Here is a 13,709-nt window from a genome sequence, read left to right on the forward strand (position 1 = left end):
TTTTGAACGGCCCTTTTCTATACAAAGACGGGAGGACGGAATCAAATGTATCAGAGTGCTGTAAAGCAGCGCATCCTGAGCGTGAAGGAAGAATTTACGCCGGTTGAAAACAGTTTGGCTGACTTTTTTCTGCACAATACCAAACAGATGGACTTTTCTTCGAAGAATCTTTCCAAAGTTCTGTATGTTTCAGAGGCCGCACTGTCCCGCTTTGCGAAAAAATGCGGTTACAAAGGGTATCGGGAGTTGATTTTTAATTATCAGAACGATCTGGTGCAAGAAACGGATGAGCCGGATGTCAGCAAAATGGCGCAGGAGGTGCACGACCGCTACTGGGAGCTGCTGCAGCATGCATTTTCGATGCTGGATGAGGTGCAGGTGGCGCGTGTTGCCGGGCTGATGAGCAGCAGCAGGCGGGTTTTTGTGTATGGCATGGGCAGTTCCGGCTTTGCGGCGCAGGAATTTCAGCTTCGGTTTATGCGGCTTGGGCTGGCGGTGGAGGCAATCACCGACCCGCAGATGATGCGCATGAATTCTGCGGTGCTGGGCGCGCAGGATATGGTGGTCGGCATTACGCTGAGCGGAAAAACGAAAGAGGTTCTGGAAAGCCTGCATCTTGCCAAGGGAAATCATGCACGCGCGGTTTTGCTGACAGGGCTGACAAAGCTTGCCTCAGAGGGAACTTATGATGAAGTGCTGGCACTTGCGGCCGTGGAAGGTCTGGACACAGGCGCGATGATTTCACCGCAGTTTCCGGTTCTGGTTATTTTAGATATGCTGTACACATACTTTTTAGAAAGCGATATGAGTTTAAAAACCCAAAAGCACCGGGAAACCCTGGAGGCTTTGCAGCGAGAGCATCGCCGCTGAAGAAAAAATCGGAGCCATGCAACTTTCTTGAAAAAATCCTGCAAGAAAGCTGCATGGCTCTTTTTTAAACCCTTTCGGTTGTATTTTAGAAAAAGCAAGAAGGACTTTGCAAAGTGAAGAATTTCTGCTTCAATACCAATAAAAAGAAAGCCTGCTGTGGATGTACTTTCAGTGAAACGCCCAATTCAAAAGAGATTTGCAACTACTTTCAGGATACGGCAAATGCATTGCAATGCAGAATTGGGGTTGCTATAATACAGGTGTTCCACAAAAAAATGAACAAACAAGAAAAAGAGTATGCAGGAGAGGAGGCGGAAAGCGTGAAAATACAAGCAAACGACTGTGACCATACCGCGCGGTTCCTTTTGGAGGAGATGCGGCAGGAGCTGGATGTGCAGCTATGTACAGAGGGCATCTGCCTTGCGGCACACAGCATGGAAAAGCCCGGCTTTACCGTGCAGGAAGAAAACGGCACCGTCACGGTTCAGTATGGCAGTCGTGTGGATTTTTGCCGGGCGCTCGCGGCGGTTTGTGCCCATGCTGGTGAAAGCGGCTGGCAGGCACAGGAAAGCTGCGTTTTTGATGACTTTGGGGTTTCTTTGGATTGCTCCCGAAATGCGGTCATGAAGCCGGAAGCGGTTTGTCGCTTTCTGCGGCTGGCGGCTCTGATGGGGTACCGTTTTGTGGGACTGTACTTGGAAGATACGGTTGAGGTCGAGGGGGAGCCCTGCTTTGGAAATCAGCGCGGTGCTTACACCGGCGCACAACTGCAGGCACTTGACCACTATGCGGAGTCGCTTGGTGTGGAACTGCGCGCCTATATCCAGACGCTTGCGCACATCAATCAGATTACCAGGTACCAGACTTATGAGCCAATCATCGACACAGACGACATTCTGCTGGTGGGGGACGAACGCACCTATCAACTGCTGGACCGGCTGCTGGGCAGTATTTCCCAGAATATTCGCAGCCGAAAGCTCAACATCGGTATGGACGAAGCACACATGGCCGGTCTTGGCAAATATTTGGACCGCAACGGCTACCATCCCCGTACCGAGGTGCTGCTGGAGCACCTGCACCGCGTTTTGGAGCTTTGCAGAAAGTACGGCTTTCAGACACAGATGTGGAGTGACCTGTTCTTTCACCAGATGGACGGCAAAACCTGTTTGAACGCAGGAGATGTGCCGCGGATACCGCCGGAAGTAGAGCTGGCATACTGGGACTATTATTCCTGCGACAAGGAACACTACAAGGAGATTCTGCGCCAGCACCGGCAGATGACCGACCGCGTGGCATTTGCCGCCGGAGCTTGGAAATGGACAGGCTTTACGCCACACAATTCCTACAGCATGGAAACCGGGCGGGCAGGCTTGGCTGCCTGCCGGGAAAGCGGTGTGCGGTCGGTAGTCGTAACCACCTGGGGGGACAACGGCGCGGAAGCAAGTCCTTTTTCAGTTTTGCCGGCACTTTACGCGGACGCACAGCTGGCTTACGATGCGCCGGAAGATGCGGCACGTTTTTGCTCCATCACCGGGATTTCTTTGCACGACTTCTTAAAAATAGACTTGCCGTGCCGCTTTTCCGAGCGCGCCGGTGTGCACAACAATGCCAGCAAGTACCTGCTGTATCAGGATGCACTGTACGGAACCTTTGACTCTGTGGTGCCGGACGGAATTGCTGCTTTTTACAGCGAGACGGCGGAGCAGCTGGAGCCTTTGTGCGGAACGCCGCGCTTCGGCTATGTGTTTGAAACGCAAAGGCAGCTTTGCCGCGTGCTTTCCCACAAGGCGGCACTGAGCCGCACGATTTACGAAGCCTACCACGCGCAGGACCGCGGCTGCCTGCAGCGGCTTGCACAGGAGGAGATGCCACAGCTGCTTGCAGACCTTGGCGCGTTCCGGCAGGTCTTTCGGCGGCAGTGGATGCAGGACAACAAACCGTTTGGGTTTGAAGTGCAGACCATTCGTCTGGGTGGTTTGGAAGCGCGCCTGCAGGAGGTGCGAGGGGTGCTTCTGCAGTACCTTAACGGGGAGCTGAGCTGCATTGAAGAGCTGGAAGCGCCGCGCATTCCCTTTTCTTATTTTGAGGAGCAGGATCTTGAAAAGCTCAATTATAATCTTTGGAGCGTGATTGTGACGCCCGGCGTGATTGGATGAATGCAAAGGCAGGATACGGAAAACGACTTTTCGCTTTCCTGAAGATACAGCCCAGAAAAGTTTCGCTTATTAAAGGAGGAACAAAATTATGAGAAAGATGTTGAAAAAAGTTCTTGGCTTTACGATGGCGGCAGCCATGATCAGCACCGCGCTGACCGGCTGCGGCAGCGGCAGCACCGCTTCTACAGCCTCCGCTGCAGCGGGCGGCGCTTCCAGTGCCGCTGCCACCGGTGAAAAGACCACGCTTCAGTTCTGGACAATTTCCCTGCAGCCTACCTTTACAACTTTCTTTAACAACCTGATTAAAAAGTACGAAAAAGAAAATCCGAACATCACGGTCAACTGGGTGGACCTGCCTTACGAATCCATTCAGCAGAAGCTGGTGACCGCAACCGCCGGCGGCACCTCCCCGGATGTTGTCAATCTGAACACCCAGATGGCGCTGACACTGGCAGGCAAAAACGCACTGGTTGACTTGGAAAAAGAAGCAACCGATGCGCAGCGCAGCATTTACATCAAGAGCCTGTATGACTCCACAAAAATCGGTGACTCCGCCTATGCGTTCCCGTGGTACGCTTCCCCGAACATCATGTTCTACAACAAGGATTTGTTTGCCAAGGCGGGCATCAAAGATTTGCCGACAGAGTATCAGAAAGCTTTTGACGAAGCAAAGACCATGAAAGAGAAGACCGGCGCATACCTGTACAATCCGCCGGAGTTCTTTAATCTGCTGTTTGAAGAGGGCATTCCGGTGCTTAACAGCGACAACACAGCCGCGGCGTTCAATACGGCAGATACCGTCAAACTCATCAACAGCTTTAAAACTATGACCGACAAAGACTACCTGCCAAAGACCAACTGGGGGCAGTGGGACACTGAACTGAAGCTGTTTGAAACTCAGAAGCTTGCCATTGTCAGTTCTTCTGGTTCTTCCTTGACCCGCATTAAGGACGAGGCACCGGACGTGTACAAAAAGATTGGTGTGGCGGCGCCGCTGACCGGCAGCAAAGACATCAGCCGCAACGCCCTGATGAATCTGGTTGTTCCATCGAAGAGCAAAAACCACGAGGAAGCCATCAAGTTTGCTGCCTTTATCACCAACGATGAAAACCAGCTCGCTTTCTGCAAGCAGACAGCCATCTTCCCCTCTACCACCAAAGCCAGCGAAGACTCTTACTTTACTTCCGACACCAGCACGCTGGAAGGGCAGGCACGCAATATGTCCGCAAAAGTCAGCAAGACTTCTGAGGACTATTCTCTCGGCGTGGAAGGGCAGAGCGACATTCAGGATGCGGTCAACAAAGTGTATGAAGCGGCCATTACCAGCGGTCAGGATGTGAACACAGCCCTGAAGAATGCCGAAACCAAGGTCAACTCTCTGCTGAAAAAATAAGCGCTTTTGTCCCGAAACGCCGCCTTTGTGCGGGCACTGAAACAAGGCGTTTTACAAAAGCAAGCGCATAGTTAAAGTATTGACAATCTGTTTCAGGTGCCTGCGTGCTTGAAACAGATTGTGCTTTATCAGGAGGTATTTTTTATGAGGACTACAAGTTCCGCAGGCGCGGCGCAGCCGCCGAAGCGTTCGCGCAGGCTGCTGAAAACGCCTGCCGCACGGGAAACACTGCGCGCGTATCTGTTTATGGCACCGGCGCTGATTATGCTGGCGATTTTCGTGTTCGCTCCGATTTTGGGCAGCCTGCCGCTGATGTTTATGGATTACTCTGTGCTGGGGGAAACAAAGTTTATCGGCTTGCAAAACTTTCAGGAAGCATTTGCGGACCGCGACTTTCAAATCGCCATGGTCAACACAGTCATCTTCGTGGTGGTTGTGCCGATTATCCAGATTCTTTCCATCCTGCTTGCCGTGTTGGTCAACCGCAAGCTGCGGGGCATCACGGTGTTCCGTACCCTGTTTTACATTCCGGTTGTCACCTCCATGGTGGCGGTGTCCATTATGTGGGGATTTATCTTCGACCCAAATGGGCTGATTAACACCCTGCTGCTCAACATGGGCGCCATTAAATCACCGCTTGGCTTTTTGACAGACAGCAAAACCGCCATGCTGTGCATTATGTTTATCACCATCTGGCAGGGACTTGGTTACTACATGATGATGTACTTGGCGGGGCTGCAGTCCATTCCGCACGATGTGGAAGAGGCCGCCATGGTGGACGGCGCAAATGCGGCGGTTGCCTTTGTTAAAGTGAAGCTGCCGCTGCTCAAGCCGTACATTTGGTTTTGCACACTGAACTCCGTGATTTCTGCCGTTGGCGTGTTTGATGCGGTGTATGTGCTGACCAAAGGCGGCCCGGACAATGCAACCATGGTCATTAACTACTATTCCTACATCAAGGCGTTCAATGACTTCCAGTTCGGCTACTCTGCCGCGGTTGGTTTCATTCAGGCGTTGATTACCGGTGTGTTCAGCATTTTCGTGTATTGGTACGGCAGAAAAGCAGAGGAGGAATGACAGATGAAAACCATAACCAATTCCGTGGCTCTGCACCGGCGGCGCAAGGGAATGAAAACTTTGAAATTGGTTCTGACTTACCTCATGCTGCTGCTGATTGCAGTGGTGTGCGCGGGGCCGTTCCTTTGGATGCTGAGCGCCTCCTTTAAGTCCGGTCAGAATATTTACGACCTGAGCCTTCTGCCGACTTCCCCGACGATGGAAAATTATTTGGGTGTTTGGAACTTCCTTTCCGTACCGCAGTATCTGCTCAATACGGTGATTATGACCGTGGCGAGCATCGCGCTGGATGTGGTGTTTTCCGCGCTGTGCGCGTACCCGCTGGCGTGCATGAAGTTTAAAGGCCGCGACGCGATTTTAAGCCTGCTGATTGCTTCTATGATTATTCCGGCGGCGGCAGGGATGGTCATCAATTACCTGACGATTTCCTCCATGCATCTGCTCAACACCCTGACCGGCGCGATTATTCCCGGCGCGGTAAAGGTTTTCAGCATCATTCTGCTGCGGCAGGCGTACCTGGGGGTGCCGAAAGAGCTGATTGAAGCGGCACGCATTGACGGCGCACGCGAAATGCGCATTTGGGGACAAATCATGGTGCCGGGCATTTTGCCAACCATCAGCACGGTTGTTATTTTTGATTTCATCGGCAAGTGGAACGAATTTTTGTGGCCTGTCATCGTCCTGCAGGACCCGGCGAAGTATCCGCTGGCAACTGCCCTGCAGTACCTGAACGGCTCCTTTAACTACAAATTCGGCTACATTGCCGCCGGTGCGATTATTTCCATTATTCCGGTTATCATCGTCTTTGTCCTTTGCCAGAAAAACTATATCGAAGCCGTCAGCGGCGCAATCAAAGGATAAGGAGAGGCTTGTATGTATCCGGAATATTCTGTATGGATTGAAATTCAGGCAAACAAAAAGACCATCTGCAATCCGGCTGATTTTCGCAGCCAGATGCAGAAATGCGCGCGCGCAGGCATTGGCTCTGTGATTTTAAGCGTAAAGGATACCAGCGGCTTTGCCATTTACAACAGCAGATTTGCACCGCATTATGCGCGGTATGATACCACCTTTGTGCCGGGGAAGGACTACCTTGCCCAGTGTCTTGCGATTCTTAAAGAGTTGGGAATGCACTGCTATGCTTCCATCGACATTTTTGCCGAAGGGAACAAGCAGCGTCCGCACCCTGCGATGCATGGCCTGCTGCACCCGGACTGGCAGACGGATGTGTATGGTTTGGACGCGCAGGGCGCTGCCCATGTGCAGTCGGTCACAGACCCGCAGCCGCTGCGGACGTTGGGCAGCATTGATGATTTCGGCGAGATTTTTGTAAATCCGGCAAAGGAGGAAGTGCGCGGCTACGAACTTTCTCTGCTGGAAGAACTGATGGATGGGTACGACATCGACGGCATTGCACTGGACCGTGTGCGCTACGTTGGGCTAAGCTCCGACTTTGGTGCGCTCACGCGCAAAAAGTGGGAAGCATTTACCGGCAGGAGCAGCGCCGGCTGGCCAACGTCCGTTTATCAGCTGGAGCCGGACGGCGGGGAACTGCGGCTGGTTCCGGGGGCGGATTTCGGAAGCTTCCTGGAGTTCCGCGCCCAAACCATCCGGCAGTTTGTGGAGCAGGTGCGGGCATTGGTTGACCGATATGACGGAAAGTTTCGCTTTCTGGACTACACCGGTTCCTGGTATCCGCTGTACCACCAGGTCGGCGCAAACTGGGCTTCCGCGCAGTATGTGCCGGAAAAAGAGTATCCGTGGGTAAACCCGCAGGCTTACGCCCAAACCGGTTATGCGGAGCTTTTGGATGGCTTGCTTTCCGGATTCTATTATCCGGAAGTGCGGGAAGCAGACGCGGCGGCAGCGGACCGCCCCGCGTGGTGGTACAGCGTGGAAGGCTCCGCACGTATGGCAAAAACAGTGACGCGGGGCGTGGCGCCGGTGTTTGGCGGGCTGTTTCTGGAGCAGTACGCGCAGGACTTAGCCGCTATGCCGGAAGCGGTGCAAATGTGCTTTGCACGTTCGGCGGGCTGTATGCTGTTTGACCTTTCGTATTTGGAACAAAACAACTGGTGGCCGCTGGTGGGTGTGGATGCAGATGGTGTGCCGCAGCTGCGGCCACTGCAGGAAAGCGACCTGCCTGCATTGGAAATGCTGTGGCGGCGCAGTTTTCCACCCGCGTTTGCCATGCGGCAAAACGATTTGCGGGCGCGCATTTTCGGCGACCCGGACTTTTGCGCCGAGGCTTCCTTTACCCTGAAAAAAGCGGACGGTACCCTGCTTGGCGCGGTGGTGGGCAAGGCTTTTCACGAAGATGTGGAGCTTTACCGGCATGCGGGCTGCCTGAGTGCTTTGCTGGTTGACCCAGCGCTGCAAAACCGCGGCTTCGGCACGCAGTTATTTTTCGCCTGCGAACGGGCACTGCGCCGGCAAGGCATCGGAAAGATTTTTCTGGGGCAGGAATTTTGCAATTTCTTTTCCGGTATCCCGGCGCCTACGCCGGAAAAGCTCCGCTTTTTCGCAAACCTCGGCTGTACCAACAACACGGAAGACCACTATGACCTCACGGCGGATATTACGAACAATCCGTTGATTGACCGCTTTGATACGGCGCCGTTTGCGCAGAAGTTTTCCACGGAACAGCTTTCTCCGGTGGAAAAGGAAGCGCTCTTTGCGTTCCTTGACCGCGAGTTTCCGGGCCGCTGGGCGCTGGAAGCGCGGGAACAACTTGCACAGGGCCGGCAGGAGCCGTATTTTGTACTGCTGAAAGACAAAGCGGGGCAGGTGCAGGGGTTCTGCCATGTTTCTGTGAAAGAGGACGGCAGCGGCGGTCTGGGCCCCATCGGCATTGCCAAAGCGGTGCGTGGGCACTGCGTCGGCGAATATCTGCAGCGGCAGTCCTTCATGCATCTGCGCTCCCTTGGGGCGCGGGAAGTGTGCATCGACTGGACTATTTTAAAAGATTTTTACGGAAAGTTCGGCTTTCAGCCGGTTAGAACCTACCGGGGAAGCTGGAAGCAGGTGCAGGAAAAATGAAAAAGAAAATTGTGTTTTTGCCACTTGATGAGCGGCCGTGCAATTACGACTTTCCAGACCGGCTTTTTTCACACGGTGACTTTGAAATTGTGAAGCCTGAAAAGCTGGGAAACAAAAAAGAACCCGCCGACCGGGCGGCGCTTGCGGCCTTTCTGAAAAAAGCCTGCAGAACCGCAGACGGTTTGGTGGTGTCTGTGGATATGCTGCTGTACGGCGGGCTGGTGCCCTCACGGTTGCACCACCACAGCGCGGCGGAACTGAAAAAGGCGGCGGTGATTTTAAAGGAAATCCGGCAGGAAAATCCCGGCTTGCTGATTTACGGGTTCCAGTGCATTATGCGTTGCCCAAGCTATTCCAGCAGCGATGAGGAACCGGACTACTATGAACACAGCGGCGCGCTGATTCATCAGGCGGGCGAGGCGCTGCACCGCAGTCGTCTGGGGCTGTGCCAGGAGCAGCAGCTCAAGTCGATTCTCAAAAAAATTGATGAAAAGGAACTGACAGATTATGTTTCCCGCCGCGAGTGCAATCGGGAGTTAAACTACCTGATGATCAGCTATGTCAAAGAGGGCATTTTAGATATGCTGATTATTCCGCAGGACGACTCTGCGGCTTACGGTTATGCCGCAATGGACCAGCAGGATGTACGGGAGAAAATCATGAAGGAGCGTCTGCAGACAAAAATCCTCATGTACCCTGGTGCGGATGAAGTGGGCATGACGCTGCTTGCCCGCATGGTCAACCATATGAGCGGGTGCAAGCCCAAGGTATATGTCAAGTACGCCGCAGAAGGCGCTAAAAGCGTCCTGCCGATTTATGAAGGAAATTCTCTGGACACCACCGTTCATTTCCAGATTCTTGCCGCAGGGTGCCAGCTCACGGATACCTACGATACGGCGGACTTTATTCTGGCTGTGACCGCGCCGTCAGAGAAAATCGAAGAAGCGGACAGGCAGCCTTCCGCCGCAAAGGGCTATTGCGTGGAACGCTGCCTGCCGGAGCTGCTGGATTTTCTCTGTGAGCGAGTGAAGGAAGGCAAGCTGGTTTCCGTGGCAGACAATGCTTACGGAAACGGCGGCGAGCTGCAACTCATCAGTATGCTGGATCGGTGCGGCTTGTTGGACAAAGTGGCGGGCTATGCCGGGTGGAACACCTCGGCAAATACCCTTGGCACTGCAATTGCTGAGGGCGTGGACGCCTGTCACAGCGGCTGCACACAGGAACACATGGATTTCCTGATGGAGCGGTATCTGGAAGACGCCGGGTATTGTGCGTTGGTGCGCTGGCAGGTCAATTCTGTACTGGAAAAGTACGGCATGAATTACTTTGATGTTCAGGAGCAGGAGGGTACGGTTAGCAACTTGGTATTTGACGGTCTGCAGGCATTTGCGGCGGCGTATCTGCCGTCACTTGCGGGGAAAGTGGTGCTGCAAAAAGTCTGGATGCCTTGGCGGCGAATGTTTGAAGTCGGCGTGCGCGCTGTTTATACGGGGAAAAGGAAGGGAGAATCGTCATGAAAACCAACGAGGAAATCCTGCAGGCGCTTCGGGGCGGCCTGATTGTTTCGTGCCAGGCGCTGCCGGAAGAGCCGCTGTACAGCTCCTATATTATGAGCCGCATGGCATATGCGGCGATGCTGGGTGGGGCAGTCGGCATCCGTGCCAACACACCGGAGGATGTTCATGAAATCAAGGCGACGGTCAATTTGCCGGTTCTGGCACTGTATAAAAAGGACTACGCCGACTCTTCGGTATACATTACGCCGACAGGAGCGGAAGTGGACGCGCTTGCGGCAGAACATCCGGAAGTCATTGCGATGGATGCGACCAACCGGCCGCGCCCAAACGGTCTGACACTGGACGAGTTTTTTGCCCGTGTCCGCGAAAAATATCCGCATCAGCTTTTTATGGCGGACTGCGCAACTTTTGAAGAGGGCGTGCACGCGCAGGCACTCGGCTTTGACATCATCAGCACGACGCTGTGCGGATACACCGAGGATACAAAACATACGCTGCTGCCAAACTTGCCGCTTGTTGGCCGGCTGGCGGATGCCTTGCGGATTCCCGTGATTGCCGAGGGGGGCATCTGGGAAGCCGAGGATTTGAAGCAGGCGTTCGCGCAGCACGCGTTCGCGGCTGTTATCGGTACGGCAATTACCCGCCCACGGGAAATTACCCGGCGTTACGTGCAGGCAATTTCCAAAGAAGATGGCTGCCAAACACGAAAAAACGCCTGAGCAAAATGCGAAAGGCAAATTAGAAAAACGGCTGCTCTGCATGAAAATGCGGCGCAGCCGTTTTCTGTTTTGCAAAAGTGTCCTACCGGCGTGGGAAAGCATAGTATGGGCTGTGGGTATCCAGAATCAAATTAGGCAAGGCAGCCGCTTCTGCGAATTTTGCGGAATCTTTCTCATAAGGCAGAAAAAGGCTGACCGTATCCCAATGAGCCAAAGAACCTGTCGGGTTTCAGCAAATCACAGAGAGGGTGACGTTTCATGGCAGTTTGTCAGAGTTACAGGAACTTGAATCGGGATGAAATTTTTGAGGTGCTGGACAGTGCCGAATACTGCAGGCTGGGAACCGCACAGGAAGATCAGCCGTATGTGGTTCCCATGTATTACCGGTGGCGGTTTGACGAAAACGGCCGCGCCTGGTTTCGTCTGTTCAGCGAACCCTGCGGCCGGAAAATGGACGAAATGGAGGCAAACAGCCTGGTCGCACTGGAGATGGAACTGCCAGTGGATGGGGCAATCCGCACGGTGGTCGTGCAGGGGCGGGTGTACCGGTTTGTTCCACCTTGCGGGCCGGATCTGCGGAGCATTGAAGTGTACGCGGCGGAAATTTCGGGCAGGGAGATTACCTCTGTCCTGAACGAAGGGAGCGATCTTTCATGAGGAACTGCAGACGGAACTGCCGTTCAAACAGCAGCTCGACACAGAGCAGCTGGCAGCCGACGATGCAGATGTATGCCGGCAGCGCGGAAAATCTGGGGCAGTCCATTGCCGCCATCAAGCAGGCACAGTGTGACAGTCAGCGCCGCGCGGCGGAAACACAGGGCTTGGCGTGCAGGCTGCGTTTCGGCGGATTGCCGCCCACGCGGTTTTCGTGCGCCTAAGGGTTCCAAGCTGTTCGTGGAGAAAAAAAGTGGGCTGCCGGTTTTTTGTCCGGCGGCCCACTTTTCCAAGTGCCAAGTTATTTTTCGGCAAGATGCACGGCACCGAGCAGACCGGCCATGTTGCCGAGCGCGGCTTTTTCCAGGTGCACAGCGCGGTGGTTGGGCATTAAAGTCTGCGGGAGTTTTTGCCGAATGCGGTCCAGAATCAGCGGTTCGTTCATGATGCCGCCGCCCAAAACGACACAGGGCGGGTTCCATGCGTGGATGAGCGAAACCAACCCCCAGAGGATTTCCTCAATCCAGTCCTGTACAATTTGGTACAATTGCGGCTGCTTTGGCAAGCGGGCAAAAACTTCCCGACCGGAAAGCTGCAGGCCGGTTTCTTCCTGCACTCGGCGGCAGAGTGCGCCGGCAGAAGCGTAGGCTTCGTAGCAGCCGTGGCCGCCGCAGGTGCAGGGGAGACCGCCTGCGTGTGTCAGAATGTGACCGAATTCGCCGGCTGCACAGGACGCTCCGTGATAGATGCTGCCGTTCTGCACGATGGCGCCGCCGATGCCGGTGCCGTAGGTCAGGCACAGAAAGCTGTCATAGGGCTTTCCAGCGCCAAAATACGCTTCGCCCAGTGCGGCGGCGTTGACATCGTTTTCCACGGTGACCGGAACGCCGAAGGCTTCTTCCAACAAGCGTTTGACCGGCGTGCCGGTGTAACCGGGCAGGTTTTCTGTGGCAAACAGAATGGTACCCGAAACCGGATTTACCTGCCCTGCGGTACTGACGGCGATGCGGTCAAAGCTGCCCATGGATTTGAGAATTTTCTGCACAGTCTGCATCAAAGTTTCTGCTCCCAGAAAAGCGTTGGTCGGTGTTTCGGAAACTTCCTTTTGAGAAACCGGCTGACCGGTGTAAAGCAAGGATTTTACTGCGGTTCCGCCGATGTCCAATGCTGCGATTTTCAAGCGGGCACCTCCTCCAGGCAAAGGATTGTTTAACGGTTTTTCTTTTTTCTATTATCGCGCAGCAGCCGCAAACTTGCAAGGAAACGGCCGTATTCTGAAGGTACTTTCAATTTTTCTTCTGAAACTGCTTTTTTGAAAAATTCGTCGTGGCAGGCGAATCTGGCCCCGCTTTCGCGGGCAGGGCAGAGGAGGTGAGCAGTGTGGAAACGGAAAGACAGCCGGAGACTGCGGCCCTGGCGCTGCAGAGCGCCCGCTCCGCGCACCATCGTCTGGATCGTCTGGAAGCGGACGTGAAGGATATTCACGCACTGGCGCAGGCAATGGCTGCAACCCAAAAGGAAATGGAAAACATGAAGGAGGACATGGGGGATGTCAAAAAAAATCTTGCGGTGCTGACTGCACGGCCGGGCAGAAAATGGGAGCTGCTGGTCAACACGGTCATCGCTTCGGTTTCAACGGGTTTGGTAAGTGCGGCTTTGGTTTTGTTTTTGAAGTGAGGAGGAAGTTTTTATGAGTTTGACAGCAGCAATTGTGGTGGTGGCTTCGGCAGTTTGCCTGGTGGCGGTTTGCTGGTTGGTGCACACACTTGGCAAGAACGAAACAACGGTTTTGAAGGGGCTGACGGCGGCGGGAACTGCCGCGGAGGCGGCGGATAAACTTACAGATGCACTGAAAGAGGTGCTGCCGGACAACAAAGGGGTTTTGCTGCTCGACAAAATTGTAGATTACGCAAAAATCGGGGTGCAGGCGGCGGAGCAGCTGGCAAAAAGCGGGCAGATTGATGCCAAGGCCCGCAAGGAAACCGCTACCAACTATCTGCTGGCGGTTCTGAAAGCGGCAGGGGTGGAGGTAACGCCGGAAATCCAAACGGCGATTGATGGTGCGGTAGAGTGCGCCGTCGCCGCGCTGCCGGCTTCCAATCTTGCGGCGCAGCTGCAGGAAATCACAAAGCAGGGTTCCTGAATTTGCCCGTGACCGCCGCAGAGTTTCAGTTCTGCGGCGGCCTTTTTTGGCGTTTGCAGCGGAAACCAAGAAATATCTCTAATAATTCCGGTGCTTTTTCTGTAAATCTTCCGATAGGAATTTTATACGGAAAACGGTTAT

General features: G+C 54.1%; 13 protein-coding genes. 12 read left to right on the top strand and 1 reads right to left on the bottom strand.

The window, feature by feature from the left end:
* Window positions 1-45: 45 nt before the first annotated feature.
* The 10 genes from PXC00_RS02575 (at window position 46) to PXC00_RS02620 (ending at window position 11,649) form a co-directional block, all read left to right on the top strand.
* Complete coding sequence (locus PXC00_RS02575) at window positions 46-870, top strand: MurR/RpiR family transcriptional regulator (protein WP_275845707.1); 825 nt, start codon at window positions 46-48, stop codon at window positions 868-870.
* 320 nt (window positions 871-1,190) lie between these two features.
* A complete protein-coding gene (locus tag PXC00_RS02580; protein ID WP_275845706.1) occupies window positions 1,191-3,026 on the top strand; it encodes a beta-N-acetylhexosaminidase in 1,836 nt (611 codons plus the stop codon).
* Window positions 3,027-3,114: 88 nt separating this feature from the next.
* Window positions 3,115-4,419 carry an ABC transporter substrate-binding protein gene (locus PXC00_RS02585; protein WP_275845705.1) on the top strand — a complete coding sequence of 435 codons (1,305 nt, stop codon included), beginning with the start codon at window positions 3,115-3,117 and terminating at the stop codon, window positions 4,417-4,419.
* Between the two features lie 144 nt (window positions 4,420-4,563).
* The gene (locus PXC00_RS02590; protein WP_275845704.1) at window positions 4,564-5,496 is read left to right on the top strand and encodes a carbohydrate ABC transporter permease; all 933 of its coding nucleotides are present in this window, start codon (window positions 4,564-4,566) and stop codon (window positions 5,494-5,496) included.
* Window positions 5,497-5,499: 3 nt separating this feature from the next.
* A complete protein-coding gene (locus PXC00_RS02595) occupies window positions 5,500-6,357 on the top strand; it encodes a carbohydrate ABC transporter permease (protein WP_275845703.1) in 858 nt (285 codons plus the stop codon).
* Between the two features lie 12 nt (window positions 6,358-6,369).
* A complete protein-coding gene (locus PXC00_RS02600; RefSeq protein ID WP_275845702.1) occupies window positions 6,370-8,535 on the top strand; it encodes a GNAT family N-acetyltransferase in 2,166 nt (721 codons plus the stop codon).
* A complete protein-coding gene (locus PXC00_RS02605) occupies window positions 8,532-10,052 on the top strand; it encodes a DUF4127 family protein (protein ID WP_275845701.1) in 1,521 nt (506 codons plus the stop codon). Before PXC00_RS02600 ends, PXC00_RS02605 begins: the two co-directional genes overlap by 4 nt.
* Window positions 10,049-10,771, top strand: coding sequence for an N-acetylmannosamine-6-phosphate 2-epimerase (locus PXC00_RS02610; RefSeq protein WP_275845700.1), 723 nt, complete (start codon window positions 10,049-10,051; stop codon window positions 10,769-10,771). Before PXC00_RS02605 ends, PXC00_RS02610 begins: the two co-directional genes overlap by 4 nt.
* A gap of 258 nt (window positions 10,772-11,029) precedes the next feature.
* Window positions 11,030-11,428, top strand: a complete 399-nt coding sequence (locus tag PXC00_RS02615; protein ID WP_275845699.1) for a pyridoxamine 5'-phosphate oxidase family protein — start codon at window positions 11,030-11,032, stop codon at window positions 11,426-11,428.
* Entirely contained in the window at window positions 11,425-11,649 is a 225-nt protein-coding gene (locus PXC00_RS02620) for a hypothetical protein (RefSeq protein WP_275845698.1), read from the top strand. Before PXC00_RS02615 ends, PXC00_RS02620 begins: the two co-directional genes overlap by 4 nt.
* Before the next feature lie 77 nt (window positions 11,650-11,726).
* Here the strand turns inward: PXC00_RS02620 and PXC00_RS02625 are convergent, their stop codons facing one another.
* On the bottom strand, window positions 11,727-12,605 hold the full coding sequence (locus PXC00_RS02625) for an ROK family protein (RefSeq protein ID WP_275845697.1): 879 nt from the start codon (window positions 12,603-12,605) through the stop codon (window positions 11,727-11,729).
* A 200-nt stretch (window positions 12,606-12,805) separates the two neighbouring features.
* On the opposite strand from PXC00_RS02625, the gene PXC00_RS02630 reads away from it, so the two are divergent.
* The gene (locus tag PXC00_RS02630; protein ID WP_275845696.1) at window positions 12,806-13,102 is read left to right on the top strand and encodes a hypothetical protein; all 297 of its coding nucleotides are present in this window, start codon (window positions 12,806-12,808) and stop codon (window positions 13,100-13,102) included.
* A gap of 13 nt (window positions 13,103-13,115) precedes the next feature.
* Complete coding sequence (locus PXC00_RS02635; protein ID WP_275845695.1) at window positions 13,116-13,568, top strand: phage holin, LLH family; 453 nt, start codon at window positions 13,116-13,118, stop codon at window positions 13,566-13,568.
* Window positions 13,569-13,709 lie beyond the last annotated feature (141 nt).

Origin of the sequence: Caproicibacterium argilliputei (assembly GCF_029211325.2) — a bacterium.
Taxonomy (GTDB): Bacteria; Bacillota; Clostridia; order Oscillospirales; family Acutalibacteraceae; genus Caproicibacterium; species Caproicibacterium argilliputei.